The sequence below is a fragment of the Streptomyces daqingensis genome, from assembly GCF_014645895.1.
In the GTDB taxonomy this organism is placed as follows: Bacteria; Actinomycetota; Actinomycetes; order Streptomycetales; family Streptomycetaceae; genus Streptomyces; species Streptomyces daqingensis.
This window is the reverse complement of sequence record NZ_BMMP01000003.1, coordinates 228,591-245,696: the sequence shown is the minus strand read 5'-3', so window position 1 is coordinate 245,696 and position 17,106 is coordinate 228,591. Positions and strand designations below refer to the sequence as shown.

9 protein-coding genes are annotated in these 17,106 nt (G+C 70.9%); 1 reads left to right on the top strand and 8 read right to left on the bottom strand.

The genetic code is table 11. From position 1 onward, the window contains the following. Positions 1–6: 6 nt before the first annotated feature. The 6 genes from IEY56_RS06110 to IEY56_RS06085 all read right to left on the bottom strand — a co-directional run bounded on the left by IEY56_RS06110 (position 7) and on the right by IEY56_RS06085 (position 15,256). Complete coding sequence (locus IEY56_RS06110) at positions 7–1,722, bottom strand: ABC transporter ATP-binding protein (RefSeq protein ID WP_189036045.1); 1,716 nt, start codon at positions 1,720–1,722, stop codon at positions 7–9. Then, complete coding sequence (locus tag IEY56_RS06105; RefSeq protein WP_189036044.1) at positions 1,719–3,548, bottom strand: ABC transporter ATP-binding protein; 1,830 nt, start codon at positions 3,546–3,548, stop codon at positions 1,719–1,721. The genes IEY56_RS06110 and IEY56_RS06105 overlap by 4 nt, the downstream gene beginning before the upstream one ends. A gap of 93 nt (positions 3,549–3,641) precedes the next feature. Beyond that, positions 3,642–4,724: a Gfo/Idh/MocA family oxidoreductase gene (locus IEY56_RS06100; protein WP_189036043.1), complete on the bottom strand. Its 1,083-nt coding sequence runs from the start codon at positions 4,722–4,724 to the stop codon at positions 3,642–3,644. Continuing rightward, positions 4,721–8,779, bottom strand: a complete 4,059-nt coding sequence (locus IEY56_RS06095) for a non-ribosomal peptide synthetase (RefSeq protein WP_189036042.1) — start codon at positions 8,777–8,779, stop codon at positions 4,721–4,723. The genes IEY56_RS06100 and IEY56_RS06095 overlap by 4 nt, the downstream gene beginning before the upstream one ends. Next, positions 8,776–13,371, bottom strand: a complete 4,596-nt coding sequence (locus tag IEY56_RS06090) for a non-ribosomal peptide synthetase (protein WP_189036041.1) — start codon at positions 13,369–13,371, stop codon at positions 8,776–8,778. The genes IEY56_RS06095 and IEY56_RS06090 overlap by 4 nt, the downstream gene beginning before the upstream one ends. 115 nt (positions 13,372–13,486) lie before the next feature. Next, positions 13,487–15,256: a non-ribosomal peptide synthetase gene (locus tag IEY56_RS06085; protein WP_189036040.1), complete on the bottom strand. Its 1,770-nt coding sequence runs from the start codon at positions 15,254–15,256 to the stop codon at positions 13,487–13,489. A gap of 311 nt (positions 15,257–15,567) precedes the next feature. Between IEY56_RS06085 and IEY56_RS06080 the strand changes: the two genes are divergently transcribed. Further along, the gene (locus IEY56_RS06080) at positions 15,568–16,302 is read left to right on the top strand and encodes a tryptophan 2,3-dioxygenase family protein (RefSeq protein WP_308424119.1); all 735 of its coding nucleotides are present in this window, start codon (positions 15,568–15,570) and stop codon (positions 16,300–16,302) included. On the opposite strand, the gene IEY56_RS06075 is transcribed toward IEY56_RS06080, so the two are convergent. Together IEY56_RS06075 and IEY56_RS06070 are read right to left on the bottom strand one after the other, a co-directional pair. Beyond that, on the bottom strand, positions 16,299–16,799 hold the full coding sequence (locus IEY56_RS06075; protein ID WP_189036039.1) for a winged helix-turn-helix domain-containing protein: 501 nt from the start codon (positions 16,797–16,799) through the stop codon (positions 16,299–16,301). The genes IEY56_RS06080 and IEY56_RS06075 overlap by 4 nt on opposite strands. Before the next feature lie 49 nt (positions 16,800–16,848). Then, complete coding sequence (locus IEY56_RS06070; protein WP_308424118.1) at positions 16,849–17,067, bottom strand: MbtH family protein; 219 nt, start codon at positions 17,065–17,067, stop codon at positions 16,849–16,851. Between the last annotated feature and the right edge of the window lie 39 nt (positions 17,068–17,106).

Here is a 17,106-nt window from a genome sequence, read left to right as displayed (position 1 = left end):
CTCAGCTCATTCCCCCGCCACCGGTGCCATGGAGATGTTCCAGAAGTCGGCGTAGCGACCCTCCTGCCGCAGCAGTTCGTCGTGGCTGCCTTCCTCCGCGATCTTGCCGCCGTCGAGGAAGACGACACGGTCGGCCCGTCGTACGGTCCGCATCCGGTGCGCCACCATCACCACGGTCCGGCCCGCCATCAGACGTTCGATGCCCTCCTGGACGGCCGCCTCGTTCACCGGGTCCAGCGCGGAGGTCACCTCGTCGAGGAGCACGATCGGCGCGTCCTTCAGGAGGGCGCGCGCGATCGATACGCGCTGGCGCTCACCGCCCGAAAGGAGTGCGCCGCCCTCCCCCACGTTGGTCTCCCAGCCGCCGGGCAGCCGCTCGATCACCTCGTCGAGGCGCGCTACGGCGGCCGCCTCCCGCACCTCGGCGTCGGAGGCGTCAGGACGGCCCAGTCGCACGTTCTCCTCGATCGTGCCGTCGAAGAGGTAGACGTTCTGGAAGACGATGGCGATCTGCGCCATCAGCACTTCCGGGTCGACGGCGCGCACGTCCACGCCGCCCACGCGGACCGCCCCCGCCTCCACGTCGTAGAACCGCGCGAGCAGTTGCAGCATGGTGCTCTTGCCCGCGCCCGACGGCCCGACGACGGCGAGACGCTGGCCTTCGGGCACCGCGAGAGTCACGCCGTCGAGCACTGTGCGGTCGCCGTGCCGGAAGGTGGCGGCGTCGAACTCCAGGTCGTGGGCGGTCGGTTGCACCGGGTCCGGGGCCACGGGCAGCGGTTCGGTGCGCAGCACCGTGTCGAGCTTCGCCAGGACGGAACGCGCGCCGCGGAGTTTGCCGCCGATGTCGGTCAGCGACAGCAGCGGATCGGCGCAGCGCGCGGCGAGCACCAGGATCGTCAGGGTCTCCGCCACACCGATGTCGTTGCCGAGTGCCAGGTAGGCGCCCAGGGCGAGCAGGCCGGTGAACATCGCCTGCACCGTGAGGCCCAGACCCACCGCACCGGGCAGCGCCGACAGCGTGGAACGGCGGGAGGCCAGCTGGACTTCCTGCAACGAGTCGTCGAGCATCCCGAAGCGTTCAGCGGTCCGGCCGCCGGCCCGGAGGACGGGCTGGGCCTGGAGGTACTCGATGACCCGCCCGGCGGCCTCCTCGTCGCGCCGGTCACGCTCCTCGTCGTTCGCGGCCGTCGTCCGTCCCGTCCAGACCTGGATCAACGCGACGACCGGCACGGCGACCAGCGCGGCCAGGCCCATCTGCCAGTTGAAGACGAGCATCACGGCGACGATGGTCAGCGGTGTGACGCTGGCCGAGATGAAGGGCGCGAGCAGATGCGCGATCACGGCCATCGCCTGGAGCACGCCACGGCTGGCCATGACGGACACCTCGCCCAGGCGTCCCGAGTTGTACCAGCCGAGCGGCAGCCGGGCCAGGTGGTCTCCGAGGCGGTGGTACATGCCGCGCAACAGCGCGCTGCCGACGTGGAATCCGGACAGGTCGCTGAGGTAGCGCAGTGCGGCGTACACCGCGATGGCGCCGCCGAAGGCCGTCACCCAGGGCCAGGCGTCCTCGGGGGTGTCCCCGAGCAGCTCCCGCAGCACGGGGACCACCAGTGCGTAGGACAGGCCCTCGACCGCCGCGGTCAGGGTCATCAGAGTCACGGTACGGCGCAGGGGCGGGGCGTACTCGCTCCCCAGGACGCGCAGCAGTACTCGGATCATCGGGACTCGTCTCCTCGCAGGTCGCCGTCGGCGGCGACGGCCGAGCGGTGGGTTTGCCAGAACGCCGCGAACTTGCCGTCCGCCGCAAGGAGTTCGGACGGCCTGCCGCGCTCCACGACCTGACCGCTCTCCAGCATGACGACGGTGTCGGCGTCGGCGATCGTCTCCAGGCGGTGGGCGATGACCAGGACGGTCCGGTCGCTCCCCAGAGTCGCCAGGGCCTGGCGCACGGCCTGCTCGGTCTGCGGGTCGGCGAACGCGGTCGCCTCGTCGAGCACCAGGACCGGTGCGTCGGCGAGCAGGGCACGCGCGATCGCGATCCGCTGGGCCTCTCCGCCGGAGAGACCGGCGTCCTCACCGATCACCGAGTCGTATCCGCGGGGCAGTTCGAGGATGCGCTCGTGGATGTTGGCCAGCTTGGCGGCGCGTACCACGTCCTCCAGTTCGGCTTGCGGGACCGCGAGCGCGATGTTCTCCGCGACGCTCGCGCGCAGCAGCCGGACGTCCTGGAAGACGAAGGAGACCTTCCGGTACAGGTCCCGGCCGGCCAGCTCGCGCAGATCGACCCCGCCGAGGGTGACCGAGCCATGGGTCGGGTCGAAGAACCGCGGCAGCAGCTGGACCAGAGTGGACTTGCCACTGCCCGAGGGCCCCACCACGGCGGTGACCGTCCCCGGTTCGAGCACCAGGTCGATGCCGCGCAGCACCTCGTGGTCCTCGTCGTAGGCGAAGCGGACGTCGCGCAGCTCCACCCGGTGCCCCTGAGGTTCGGCGGGGTGCGGTGACTGGGGCAGCGGATCCACTTCGAGGACTTCCCGGATCCGGCCGACCGCGCGCCCGGCGGCCTGCATCTCGTCGAAGCCGTGGCCGAGGGCCGCGACCGGGGCGGTCAGACCGAGGCCGAGCAGCAGGAAGGGCAGCAGGTCGGCCGGGGCCAGGCTGCCGCCGGTGATCAGGGTGGTTCCGCCGATCAGCACAACGAGGAGCACGAAGGGGGGCGACAGGGCGAGCTGCATCCCCGCGGCGATCCTGGAGATGCCGTGCACCCACCGGTTGAAGATGGTGACGAAACCGTCCGCCGCCGTGAGGAACTTCCGGTGGGCGCGCTGCGACCCGCCGAACGCCTTGACCACCGAGATGCCCTCCACGAACTCGACGACGGAGTTGGAGATCCGCCCCATGGCCGTGTCGAACTCCTCCTGCTCGCGCAGCCGCTTCGGCGTCATCATCAGGGGGACGAGCGCGACGGCGAGGAACACGGGGATCAGCGTGATCAGCGTGAGCCGCCAGTCGATCGTGAACAGGTAGATCAGCGAGGCCAGCGGCACCACGAACGCGGAGACGAGCTCACCGGGGGTGTGGGCGATGAACGGGTGCACGGCGCTGACGTCCTCGCCCACCACTTTCGCCAGCTCGCCGGTCCTGCGGCGGGAGAACCAGCCGATCGGTACACGTCCCAGCTGTGCGGCGAGTTGACGGCGGAACGTCAGCTGCACCTTGCCGTCCAGGACATGCCCGATGCCGGACGAAGCGGCCGTGAACAGCAGCCGGAGGAACAGGCCCGCCGCGCCCGCGATCACGACGTTCCAGACGTGGCCTTCGTCGACCGGGCCGGGCGCCAGCATCGTGCGCGCCAGCTCGACGACCGCGAGGAGCGGGGCGAGGCCCGCGAGAGCGCCGACGACCTGCAGGATCACGACGGCCGCGAAGCTCCACACGTGCGAGCGCAGGATCTTCACCATGCTCGGCTTCGCCGCGGGCGCGGGATCGTCCCCCGATAACGGCTCGGACCGCTCCCTCAGTTCAGCAGGGTCGATCGTGGTCATCGGTCTCCCATCTCCTTTTAGAAACGCGTTCCGATATCAATGTACCGCTCCGGGACCCGCGAGACCACCGGCAATATCGGCACGCCGGACGCGCTACAGATCAGCAGCTGACAGCGGCTCCCCGGGGTCGGGCCGAACCACCTCCGGATACCCCAGGGCCTGCGTCAGCTCCGTCCAGGCGCGGGCCACGGCGAGAGGGCGCTGACTGCCGTGCAGAGGGTCCGCGCCGGTGTCGACGCGCTCGCAGAGTTCGTCCAGGGCAGCGAGCACCCCGCGCCCCCACACCTCGTCCACTGCGGTCAGCCAGGTCGGCGTCTCGGCGGCGCCGACGTACTCGCCGGTGATCCCGAGACCGGCCGGCCACCGCTCCTGAGCGTCCGCTCCCGTCGGGAAGAGCTGACCCGTCGTGTCCGGCGGGGTGTTGAGCGTCGGGCTCCAGATCACCGGGCCGTGGGTGTTGGCCAGCATCAGGTTGCCCGCGTCGGTGCCGACCGTGATCCGGTGCAGCAGCAGGCTGCTGCTGTCGTCCCCCGCCTGCATCCGGTTCTCCACACGCAGCGTCAGCGGTACGCCCGCGACCTGCCCGTCCACACTGACCAGCGGACGGCCGGCGCCGCCGGCGGGCGGCGACAGCGACCAGGGCCGCAGTCCGTCGAAGATCCCGGCCAGGACGTCGAGCAGGTCGAAGGAGACCTGCACCGCGCACATCGCGTCGACGAACACCGGCCGGCGCTGCTCCACGAGGCGGCGCGCGGCCGTGATGAACCGCTGGACCGGCTCGAGGTACGGATAGAAGGTGTTCACGCGGTACTGGACCCCGGCGCGGCGCGCCGCGCGCAGACAGTCCGCCATCTCGTCGGCGTGCAGCGGGTGTTCCTGCAGCACGTGGATGCCCCGCGCGAGCAGGGCCCGCGCCAGCTCGGCGCCCGGCCCTCCGCCGACCGCGGTCGACACCACGACGCATGCCACGTCGATGTCGTCGGGGAGTTCCTCCACCCCGGCGTACAACGGGACGCCGTACTCCTTGGCGAGCGACACCGACCGGTCGCTGCCCCGGGCCACGATGCCGGCGAGCCGGTAGCGCTCAGGTGCGCGGGCGAGAGCCGACAGGTAGATCTGCCCGAAGCGCGTACCGCACACGACGACGCGCTTCGGACCCGGCGTCACGCCGCTCACGAGCGGCCTCCCCGCGGCTGCGCGATCTCCTCGGCCAGCCCCGTGACGTGGGGCGGCTGGAGACAGCTGACGTGATCGCCCGGAATGTCGAGCACCGTCACCTCGCCCAGGCACACCTCGTGCCAGAAGCGGACCAGGTCGTCCTGCGGCTGCGCGGCGTCCGCCGGGCGCAGGAACGTGATGTCCCCCGCGTACGGCTGAGGCTCGTACTTCGCCACGGCGTCGGCGACACGCGCGAAGGCGTCGCCCGCCAGGAGGGCGTCGTGTGCCGGGCAGGGAGCACGGTGGCCCGAGATCAGAGTGACCTGGCGTACCGCCACGTTCGCCTCGTCCAGGGCCCTGGCCAGCTCCAGGGCGACCGGGCCGCCGAGGCAGTAGCCGATGAGTTCCACCTCATCGTGTCCGGCATCCCGCACGTCGCGCGCGTAGCCGGCGGCGAGGTCCTCGACGAGGTCCTGTCCGGAGAGCCCCGGAGTGAGGTCCCCCTCGGGCAGCGCGATCCCGAACAGCGGTGCGTCCGTGGCGAGTTCGCCGGTCAGCGCGCCGTACGCGGCCGGAGTTCCCGTCACGTCGTGCACGAACAGCCGCACCGGGCCCTGCCCCTGGCCGCCCAGCGGGGTCAGCGACGACCGCCGGACGGCCGCACTCGCCTCCGGCTCGCCCGCCGACGCGGCGTCGGAGCTCAGCCACTCGGCGAGCGCCGCGACCGTCGGCGTGCTCAGCAGCGCACGCAGCAGTACGTCGAAGGTGATCTGAGCGGCCGACGGGACGCGCTCACGCACCTGCCCTACGAACCGCGCCGCGAGCAGCGAGTTGCCCCCCGCATCGAAGAACCCCAGCTCACGTCCGGGCAGCCCGCCGCCGAGCACCTCGGCCCACAGCTCCGCGAGCTCGCGCTCCACACCCGGCCGCGGCGGCTCGGTGCTCCGGGCCGGCCCGGCCTGGGCTGCGGGTGCCGACGCGAGCAGGCGCTTGCGGTCGACCTTTCCGTTGGGTGTCAGCGGCAGTGCCTCGATGAGCTGCACCCGCGCGGGAACCATGTGCGCGGGCAGGCGGTCGGCCACCCAGCTGACGAACTGCGCGGGATCAGGGGATGCGGACGGCTCGCTCGGGATCACGAAGGCGATCAGCGCCCGCTCGAACACGTTGTCGCCCGCCGCGAGGACCACACAGGTGCCCACCTCGGGGTGTTCCCCGAGTACCGCCTCGATCTCGCCGAGTTCGATCCGGTGACCGCGGATCTTGATCTGCTGGTCCGCCCGCCCGATGAACTCGATCTCGCCGTCCGGCAGATAGCGGCCGAGGTCGCCGGTGCGATAGAGCCGCTCCCCCGTCTCCGGGTGGTCGAAGAACCGCTCCGCGGTGCGCTCGGCGTCGTTGATGTATCCCTCCGCCAGGCCTGTCCCCGCGATGTACAGCTCACCGGCCACCAGGTCCGGGCGGTCGCGCAGTGCGCCGTCGAGCACGTGGAAGCGCTGGTTCGCCAGCGGTACGCCGTAGGGGATGCTGCGCCAGTGCGGTTCGACGGTCCCGATCCGGTGGTGGATCGACCAGATCGCCGCCTCCGTCGCTCCGCCCAGGCTGACCAGCTCGCAGAAGGGCAGATGCCGTCCCGCGTGACCGGGCAGCGACAGCGGGATCCAGTCGCCCGACAGCAGCGCGAGCCGCAGGGTGGCGAGCTCGGCGGGTTCCACGTCGAGGTAGTGCATGAGCATCTGCAGCTGCGCGGGGACCGAGTTCCACAGCGTCACGCCGTGCTCGGCCACCATCGCCGCCCAGTGCGCGGGGTTGCCCCGGTGCGCCGGGTCGGGCAGCACCAGCGTGGCACCTACGGCCGGCGGGCCGAACAGGTCGTAGACGGAGAGGTCGAAGCTGAGCGCCGCCAGGCCCAGAACCCGGTCGTCCTCGGCCACGACGAAGCGCTTGTTGATGTCGTCCACCGTGTTGGCGGCCGCGAGGTGACTGATCATCACCCCCTTCGGCACGCCGGTCGAACCCGATGTGTGCATGACGTACGCGAGGTCCTCGGGAGCCGCCGGGGATCCCTCGGGGACCTCGGACAACGGCACCGACCGCACGCCCGTCACGTCGACCGCCTGGACGCCGGACGGCGGCGCCTCGCCGGAGGCGCCGGCGGCGACGACGAACCGGGCACCGCAGCCGGTGAGGATCCGGTCCCGGCGGACCGTGGGCTGACCGAGGTCGACCGGTACGTACACGCCGCCCGCGAGCAGCACGCCGAGCACCCCTACGGCCTGGTCCCGGCACTTGTCGATGAGGACGCCGACGAGGTCGCCGGGGCGGCAGCCTCCGGCCTTCAGCTGCTCGGCCACGCCGGCCGCGCGCCCGAGCCACTCCCCGTAGGAGAGCGATCCGGCGGCGTCGACGACCGCGACCCGGTCGGGGTGGGCACGCGCATAGGCCACGAGCGGTTCGTGCAGGAGGCACTGCGGGACAGGTGCCGCGGTCGCGTTGGACGAGGCGCGCACGCTCTGCTGACGCTCCGGCAGCGGCTGCGGGTCCACGGCCTCCCACGCCTCGTCGCGTCCGGCGAGGCGGTCGAGGAGTCCGGTGAAGGCGGCGAACATGGCGTCGACCATGCCGTCGGGGAAGATCCCTTCCCGCACGTCCCAGTTGATGTCCAGACCGCCGAAGGGGTCGCCCACCTGGCAGTCGATCCACACCTGCGGTGTCTGGCTGATGCCGTAGACCGGGCGCGGGTCGCGGCCCGCGGCCGACACGGTCTCGCTCCCGACGCCGATGCTGCCGGTGAACACCACGGGCAGCACCGCCGCTTCGCGCCCGCGGCGCCGGGCGAGCTCGCGCAGCACCTCGACGCCGCTGAACAGCCGATGGTCGAGATCGTCGAACATGCGCTCCCCGAGAGCCCTGGCCCGTTCGGCGAAGCCCGTCCTGTCACCGCCCTCGACGGCCAGCAGGCTCAGCGAGGTGAAGTCGCCGAGAAGCCGGTCGACTCGGGGGTGCAGCGGCATGCGGTTGAGCACGGGCAGCCCGAGACAGAAGCGCTCGGTGCTGCTCCAGCGGCCGATCGTCTCCGCGTACGCCGCCACCACCGCGGCGGCAGGGGTGATTCCGTGCTCGGCGGCCCGCTTCTTCAGCGTCTGCCACACGCGGCTGTCCAGTTGCGCCGTGAGCCTGCGGAAGCGGGGCGGAGCGGTCGCCGGGTCGTGGTCGTCGCGCAGCGGCAGCGCCGGCGCGCCGGGCAGTTCGTCGATACGGTCCCACCAGTACGCACGGTCGCGCGCGTACTGGTCCGTGTCCCGCAGCCTGCGCTCGGCGAGCACGTAGTCGCGGAACGTCGCGTCCAGCGGGGCCAGTTCGCAGTCCGGCTGCTGGTAGCGGCAGTCGAGCTCGGTCAGCACCTGCTGCATGCTGAGCCAGTCGAGGGCCATGAAGTCGACCGACACGTGCAGCACGCTGCGCTGCGGGGTCAGAGTCAGGCGCAGGGCGTACATGGGGCGCTCGCCCGCGGGGTGCACCTTGTGGGAGAGCTCGTCGCGGACGGCGGTGATCGTCTTGTCGATCGTCTCGTCGGCCGCCGAGCGGAGGTCGGTGACCGCGATGCCCGTGTCCTCGAGTGCGGGCAGCACACGCTGGGTACCGTCCTCGCTGATGACGGTGCGCAAGGTGTCGTGGCGCCGCACCAGACCGTCCCACGCGTCCTGCAGCCGCTCCGCGTCGAGACCGGCCGGATAGTCGAACTCCAAGTAGACGTGGCAGGAGACCCCGCCGTAGTCGAAACCCGCGTTGCGGCCGAACAGGTAGGCCGACTGGATGTCGGTGAGCGGGAAGGGCTGTTCACGCTCCTCGGGCCGGTCCTGCCAGACCGGGTCGTGGTGCTGCGGCCGCTTCGGCCGGGGGCCCGTGTCGGCATCGGCCACGAGGGGCAGCAGATCCGCCTTGAGGCGCTTCAGCTCTGCCAGGCGCCGCTCGTCCATCGCGCCGCGGGGGCCGCGGAAACGCAGTGCGTCCCCCTCACGCCACAGGCGGATGCCGGCCTCGCGGAACTCCTCGAGCAGTTCGTTGGCGTTCACACCGCACCTTCTTCGCAGTCGTCGCCGTCGAGCTCGTCTTCGGCGGACACAAGCTGGTCGATCAGCACGCCGAGTCCCGCGACGGTCGGTGTGCGCATCACCTCGCGCATGGGCAGTACGACGCCCCACGCCTCGCGTACCTCGGCGACGAAGCGCGTCGCGAGCAGGCTGTCGCCGCCGAGCCGGAAGAAGTTCTCGTCCCGGCTCACCGAGTCGAGCCCGAGCAGCTTCATCCACCGTTCGGCGACGAAGAGTTCGGTGTCCCCTGCCGGCGGGGCGCCCGCGTCCCGGGGCCGCTCGACGAAGTGGTCGAGCAACGTGCGGATCTGCCGGCGGTCGACCTTTCCGTTGGCGCTGAGCGGCAGCGCGGGCAGCACGGTCAGATGGGCGGGCACCATGTGCTCGGGCAGCCGGTCCGCCGCCCAGCGGCGGAGCTCGTCCGCGTCGACTCCGCGCGCCGCCTCGGGCCGGTCCGCGCGCAGCAGGATCTCGCCGGTGGCCTCGGCGCGCACCACCGTCACCTCGCACAGTCCGGCCGCGGCGCACGCCTCCGCCCAGCGCTCGCTCCCGTAGAGCCAGCCGGAGCGTGAACCGCCCTCCTCGAACCGGCCCGCACGCGCTTCGAGCGGCAGTGCGGTCACCAGCGCGAGCGGGGTCGGGTGGCCGCGTTCGAGCAGGTAGAGGCGGCCGCCCGGGGCGAGCAGCAGGGACATGGTGGCCAGGGCCGCCTCGGGGTCGGACATCCGGTGCAGGACGTTGTTCGCCACGACGGCGTCGAAGGCGTGCACGTGCTGGGCAGCGATGGCGGCGCCGCCCTGCACCGCCGTGTGCGGGTCATGCCCGCGCTCCCGCAGCAGCGTCCCCGCCTTGGCCAGCGTCGGCCCGGCGGCGCCGAGGAGGGTGAACTCGATGGCGTCCGACGGGAGTTGGTCGAGCAACCGGGCGGCGCCCCGGCCGCCGGCCACGTCCCACTCCGCGACGGACGGCGCGGTGCCGCCGCCACGGGCCTGCAGATCGTCCGCGACGGACCGGAGGCAGTCGGCCGTCGCCGGCATCAGGTCGTTGAGGGCCTCGGGCGCGAGCACGGGGTCGTCGAGAAGCGCCGTGGCGTCGGCGTCGCCCGACATGATCGCCGCGAAGAGCGGGACGGCCCACTCCAGCGCGGTGGCGACCGACTCGAAGGGCGTCCCGTGCGTGGTGGCGCGCACCTGCTTGATCCAGGCGTCGTCGGTCACCTCGGCCCACCGCGGGCCGGGCTCGCACGTCCCGTCGGCGTGACGTGCCAGGACGGAGCGTTCGGCCAGGTAGTCGAGCCAGACGTCCACGACGGGCTGCTGCTCGGCGCAGACCCGCCCCCCGACGCCCGAGGCCCCCTGCCCGACAAGCGGTTCGACGACACCGGCGAGAAGCGCCTCCACCAGGTGGTGCTCGTGCAGGTGCGGGCCGTCCTCGGCCGTGGCGTCGGCCGGGGGCGGCAGGAACACGTTCCGCTGCGCCGTGCCGCCGTCCGTGTCAGCCGCGTCCGGCAGCGGCCGCTCCGGCGTGCGTTCGACCACTGCGGCGACGAGCGCGCTGCGTCCTTCGGTGAACGCGACGGCGACCGACTGCGCGACCGCGGGATGCGCCTGCAGGCAGGCCTCGATCTCACCCAGCTCCACGCGGAATCCGTTGATCTTCACCTGCTGGTCCTGGCGCCCGAGGAACTCCAGATTCCCGTCGGGCCAGTACCGGCCGAGGTCGCCCGTGCGGTACCAGCGCTCCCCGTCGTGCTCGGGGAAGCGCTCCGCGGTCAGGACGGGGTCGTTCCGGTAGCCGAGAGCGACGCCGGTACCGCCGATCCACAGCTCCCCGGGCACCCAGTCGGGACAGTCCCGGCCACGCCCGTCCACCACACGGAACTTCTGGTTCCGCAGCGGTTTTCCGTACGGGACGGAGCGCCAGCCGTCCGGGACTTCGGTGACCTCGTACGCGTTCGACCAGATGGCGGCCTCGGTGGCGCCGCCGAGGGCGACCAGTCGGCACCGGCCGTCGGCGGCACGGGCCAGCCTCCCGGGCAGGTCGAGGCCGATCCAGTCGCCGGAGAGCAGCGCGAGGCGCAGCGCGTCGGGGAACGGCTCGTCGCCGTTCGCGCTCAGCGCCATGTCGAGCAGGGCCGGCACCGTGTTCCATACGGTCACCCCGTGCCGCCGGCACAGCGCCAGCCACTCGGCGGCGTCGCGGCGGCCGGACTCCGGCACCAGGACGGCGGCACCGCCGACCGCGAGAAACCCGAAGATGTCCCACACCGAGAGGTCGAAGTCGAGCGCGGACACCGCGAGGACCCGGTCGTCGGCACCGACGGCGAACCGCTCGTTGATGTCCTCGACCGTGTTGACGGCGGCGCGATGGCTGACCTCGACCCCCTTGGGCAGGCCCGTCGAGCCCGAGGTGAAGATCACGTAGGCGGTGTCGCCGGGGTCGGCGTCCACCGGTGCGGCCAGCGGGCGCGCCCGCAGCGCCGTGTCGATCGGCAGAACGCCGGCGCCGGAGTGCCCGCAGTGACCGGCGGAGTCCGGAAGTCCGCTGCCGTCGAGCACTACGCTGGCGCCGCTGAGCTCCAGGATGCGATCGCGCCGCTCGGCCGGCTGGTCGACGCCGACCGGCACGTACGCGGCGCCCGCGGCCAGCACCCCGAGCGTGGCCACGATCTGCTGCGCGCCCTTAGGAGCGGTCACGGCGACGTACGAGCCGCGGCCCACGCCGCGCTCTGCCAGGGCTCCGGCGACGCACAGGGCCTGCCGCGCCAGCTCTCCGTGCGTCATCGCCTCGTCCTCGCCCCACAGCAGGGCGGGGGTTCCGGAGCGCTCCCTGGCACCGGCGAAGAACTGCGTGTGCAGAAGATTGTCCGTGACCGTGCGGGTGCTCGAGTTGACCTCCGCGCGGCGCTCCCACTGCGCGGAAGGCAGGGGGACCTGCGGCGCCGTGGCGTCCCAGCTCGCGGTCAGCAGGCCGCGGACCAGGGCCTCGTAGGCCGACATCATCGCGTCCAGCACACCGCTCGGGAAGAGCTCCTCGACGGCGTCCCAGACCAGGAGGACGCCGCCGTCGCGATTGCGGTAGACCTGATGGTCGAGCCAGATCTGCGGGGTCTGGGAGATCATCCACGCGGCCTCGCCGAAGCGGTCCGCGAAAGCGTCCGGAACGAGCGGCGCGGACAGGTCGCAGGCGAAGACGACCGGCGCCGTCCGGGGCGTCTCGGCATCGGCGCGGATGAAGTCGCGCAGCACGTCGACGCCGGAGTAGGCGGCGTTGCCGATGTCCTCGTGCATCTGCCTCTGCACGGCGCGGGCGCGTCCGGCGAAGCCGTCACCGTCGGCGAGGTCGACTTCGAGCAGCACGAGGCCGGTGAAGTCGGCCACGACGCGGTGGATCTGCGGGTGCGCGTCGACGTTGCGGTCGAACAGCGGCAGGTTGAGCAGGAAGCGCTCATCCCCGCTCCAGCGTCCGAGTATCAGGGCGAACGCCGTGGCGAGCACCGCCGACGGCGTCAGGCCCGCCTCGCGCGCCCGGCGCTCCATGACCCCCCACTCGTCCGCGGTGAGCCCGCACGAGCGGCGGACGAACCTGGGGGCGAAGACCGTCTCGGGGTCGACCGCGAGCGGCAGCTTCGGCCCGTTGGGCAGCGACGGCAGCCTCTCCTGCCAGTAGGCACGCGCCCGTTCGCGTTCCGGGCCGCGTGCCGCTTCCTGGTCCGCGAGGTAACGGCCGAAGGTGTAGGTGAGGGTGTCGAGGCCCTCGGGGTGGTCCGGTTCGTCGTACAGGAGGGCCAGGTCGGCCAGGAGCACGCGGATGCTGGCCAGGTCGGAGGCGAGCAGGTCGACGTTGAAGTGGAGCCGGTCCACGCCCTGGGGCAGCCGGGTCACCTGGACGTCGATGACCTCCCCGCGCGTGACCTCCAGGCGTCGGTGCGACAGCCGCTCCCGCAGGGCGAGCGCCGCCGCCTGCGCCTCCTCGGTCGTGACTTCGCGCATGTCGTGCACTGTGACGCCAGGCCATACGGACTGCGCCATGATGTGCTGCGTCGCGTCGGCGGCGAACTCCACGCGGAGCATGGGATGCCGCTCGATCAGGGCGCGCACCGCCCTCTCCAGACGGTCCAGATCCACGTGGGACGCGTCGAACTCCATGTAGGCGTGGCAGCTGACACCGCCGAGCGGCTGCTCGTCGCCGCGGCCGATCAGATACGCCTGCTGCACCGGCGTGAGCGGGAAGGGCGTCTCCACCCGCTCGCCGGGGTCCTCGTCGGGAACGGGAGCTTGCGCCGCCGGTGCCTCGACAGCGCCGGGCGTGAGCAGCTCGAACCAGGCCGCGAGACGCGGATCGTCGGACAGCTGCGTGAAGCCGACCTCGGCGCCGCCTCCGCTGAGCTGGTTGGCCAGGCGCATCAACTCCAGTGACTGCAGGCCGAGTTCGAACAGGTTGCTGTCGTCGTCCGACACGGTCAGCTCGATGCCCAGCAGTTCGGAGACCACACGACGCAGGGCGTCCCGGCCCTCCTCGGACTGCGCGGCGGCAAGCGTCTCCGCGCCCCCTTCAACGTGCTCCGATGACATTTCCAAGCCCCCTAGATGCATGACGTTTCGGCCGACCTGGGAACGCATCGTGGAGTCGCCCGACGGGAGAGTGATCGATGGTTTGCGGGAAGCGGGGATCTACGACGTCGCGGCCTCAGGCCTGACGGGCCTCCTCCACGGCCAGCGCCAGTTCTGCCAGGTCGCGCGCCGCGAACATCGAGCGCATCGGCACGCTCACGCCGAGATCCTTGCGTATCCGGCCGGCCAGCTTCGCGGCGAGCACCGAATGGCCGCCCAGGCCGAAGAAGTTGTCCTGCGGAGTCACCGGGCCGATCTTGAGTGTCTCGCTGACCATGGCGCACAGGATCTGCTCGTACGAGTCCGCCTCCGGATCGACGGACACGGCGGTCCGCTCGGGAGCGGGCGTGCCGGCCCCGGACCGCGAGGCCGTCCCGGCGAGAGCCTTGCGGTCGAGCTTCCCGTTCGGCGTGGTCGGGAACTCCTCGACCACGACGACGCGTGAGGGAACCATGTGCTCGGGCAGGGTGCCGCGCGCGTGCTCGCGCAACTGCTCCTCTGAAACGGTCTGCCCCGCCGGTTCTTTGACGTGCGCGACGATGTACTCGGTGGCCACCTCGTCGCCCTCTACGGTGGCGACGGCCATCTCGACCGAGGGGTGGCTCTCCAACCGGGCCTCGATCTCGCCGAGTTCGATCCGGAAGCCACGGACCTTGACCTGGTGGTCGGCCCGTCCGGTGAAGAAGAGCTCACCGTCCGGCTCGCGCCGTCCGCGGTCTCCCGACCGGTACATCCGGCTTCCGGGCGGGCCGTAGGGGTCGGCGACGAAGCGTGCGGCCGTCAGGCCCGGGCGGTTGAGGTAGCCGCGGGCGACTCCGCTTCCCGCCAGATACAGTTCGCCCTCCTGGCCGTCGCGGAGGTCTCGCAGTTTCTCGTCGAGCACGTGAACCGCGCCGCCGATCCACGGCGTCCCGATGGTGACCTCCTCCTGGACGCGCTCGACCGGTCCGCCGATCGAAGCGCCCACGGTCACCTCGGTCGGACCGTAGGCGTTGAACAGACGCCGGCCTTTGGACCACTCCGCGGCCAGGGACCGGGTGCACACGTCCCCTGTGGAGGTGATCGTGCCGCCCGGCAGCAGGCCCTCGCTGTCGGTGGCGCCGAGCGCGACGGGCGGCAGGACCGCGTGGTTGACGTCGTGCTTCAGCATGGTCTCGCGCAGCGACTCCCCCGGCATCAGGTCGTCCTGCGACGCCATCACGAGAGTCGCACCGTGCAGCAGCGCCAGCGTGAAGTCCCAGAACCAGGCGTCGAAACTGAAGGACGCCCACTGCAGCACCCGGTCGCCGGGGCCGACGGCATAGAGCTTCGCCTGGGTCGCGACCAGATCCGTGACGCCTTCGTGGCTGACCGCGACGCCCTTGGGGGCACCGGTCGAGCCGGAGGTATAGATGACGTACATCAAATGGGAAGGGCTCAGCGGCGCGAGCCGCTCGTCCGCGGCGATGTCGGCATCGTTCCCCTGGCCGCAGGCCTCCTCGTCGAGCACGAGCTCCGGCACGTCCAGGCGCAGTGACGTGACGTCCTCCGTGCGCAGCAGCAGGACGGGCCGCGCGTCCACGACCATGTGGGTAAGCCGCTCGGCCGGATATTGCGGGTCGAGCGGCAGGTAGGCGCCGCCGGCCTTCAGCACGGCGAGCACCGCGACGATCAACTGGGGCGACCGTGGTATCGCGACCGCGACCAGGCAGTCAGGCCCCACGCCGGCCGCGATCAGTCGCCTGGCGAGGCGGTTCGCGCTCGCGTTCAACTCCGCATAACCGACGACAGTGTCCTCGAAAGCGATCGCCGGAGCCTCACCCGACCGGGCAACCGTGGACTCGAACAGATCCGAAACAGTATCCATCTTCACTCCCTCCGACACGGTTCGCACACCAACAACAACCACCATGGTTCGGCGCCCCAGCGGCCCGGGACATTCTCGCCGGACCTTCTATACGTCTTCTGTGCCGATTCTTAGGTATTGCGCACCGGCCTCTATGTTCTCTGCATGCGCCGCGATCAGAAAGCCACGATGTCACGCGGCTTCATACGTCACCGAAGCCGTGAAAGAACTCTTTCTCCGCTTGGGCAGGGGCGGGCTGATCGCCCATGATGAGTCTTCGCCTGACGGCGCTCGCGCCACCGTCTGAACCTGCACACCGCACGCTTGCGTTCGTGACGAAGAGAGGGATCGAAGTGACCGAAGAACCGAACTATCGGGACTATCTAGAGCTCGACACTTTGCTGTCTCTCCAGAAACCCCGCAGCGCAGCGTCGGCGGCCACGAAGTCCACAGTGCTTTCAGAGCAGTTCTTCATCATCGCGCACCAGACGAGCGAACTGTGGCTCACACAGGTCATCGCCGATCTGGAGGCCGTCATCGACACTTTCACGACGACCGATGACATGTCCCGCGCGGAATGGGTCATCGATCTCTTGCAGCGTGCCGCCGAACTGGTCCGTCTGCTGCACAGTCAGCTGACGGCGCTCGACCGGCTGTCCCTGTCCGACTTCGCCGCCTTCCGTCCGCTGCTCGGGACCGCCAGCGGCGCGCAGTCACAGCAGTTCCGCCGGCTTGCCCAGCTCATCGGGGACGCCAAGCACGACGGGCCCCTGTACGAGTCGTTCACCGCATGGGTGGCCAGGTCAGGGCAGTCCGTCACCGAACTCGCCCTGAAGGGCACCGAAGCGAACGCCTACTACCGGATCATCGACGTGATGCTGGACATCGGCAACGCCTACTGGCGCTGGCAGGTGTGCCATATCGGCCTCGTCTCGAGGATCATGGGCAGCCAGCCCGGCACCGGCGGCACCTCGGGGGCCGGCTACCTGCTCGACCGCTGCACGCTGCCGTTCTCCGAGCTGCGTGAGCTGCGCGGCAAGGCACACGTCGGGCTCAGCGTCGCCTAGACGGGCTCGAGGACGAAACCACGTCCCCATACGTTGCGCACGGCGAGTCCGACCATCTGCAGGCGCCGGCGCAACCGCATCACATGCAGGTCGAGCGCGTTGCTGGACGAGCTGGCCCCGGAGCGTTCGAGGATGTCCCGCAGTTCGGCCCGATAGATGATCTGTCCGTATCGGGCCACCAGCGGCGCCAGCATCTCGCACTGCGTCAGCGAGAGCGTGACCGACGAGTCCTTGAAGCAGAGGATGCCCGCCGGGTCCAGTACGGGCTTCGACTTGAGCACCCCCCGGGCCGCCAGCTGCCGGACCCGGGCCTGGAGGTCCTCCCTGACTATCGGGGGCCGCACCCAGTCCTCGTGGAAGCTCAGGTGCTCGGGGGGCGCCGCGCCGTGCTCGACGACCAGAAGGCACAGATGCCCGCGGACTTTGCACTGCTCACGTTTGTCGCTCTCGGCCGGCCATCGGACGAACTTGACCCGGTTCTTCGTGTCAATCTTCACAGGTATCCCCCAATAAACCTTGTTCCGTTGAATACAGGAAGCGGGCTGTTCAGGCCTGTCGAGCGTCCATTGCATCCCGCAGGCTCTTGGGCCGCATATCGGTCCAGGCCTGCTCGATGAATTCGACCGTCTCGCCCCGGGGTGCCGGCCCGTACGAAATTCGCCAGCCATCGGGAACGGCTATTCCACTCGGCCACAGCGAGTATTGCTCTTCGTCGTTGCACAATGCCAGGAAGTCTTGACTGTCATCCTCGAACAGATCAGGCATGATTGATGATCCCCTAGGCTGATCGGAGTCCTTCTAGGA

What these genes read in the sequence shown, in the direction of transcription:
- IEY56_RS06105 (WP_189036044.1), bottom strand. Translation starts at nt 3,548, where the DNA reads ATGACCACGATCGACCCTGCTGAACTGAGGGAGCGGTCCGAGCCGTTA.
- IEY56_RS06090 (WP_189036041.1), bottom strand. Translation starts at nt 13,371, where the DNA reads ATGTCATCGGAGCACGTTGAAGGGGGCGCGGAGACGCTTGCCGCCGCG.
- IEY56_RS06070 (WP_308424118.1), bottom strand. Translation starts at nt 17,067, where the DNA reads ATGCCTGATCTGTTCGAGGATGACAGTCAAGACTTCCTGGCATTGTGC.
- IEY56_RS06110 (WP_189036045.1), bottom strand. Translation starts at nt 1,722, where the DNA reads ATGATCCGAGTACTGCTGCGCGTCCTGGGGAGCGAGTACGCCCCGCCC.
- IEY56_RS06085 (WP_189036040.1), bottom strand. Translation starts at nt 15,256, where the DNA reads ATGGATACTGTTTCGGATCTGTTCGAGTCCACGGTTGCCCGGTCGGGT.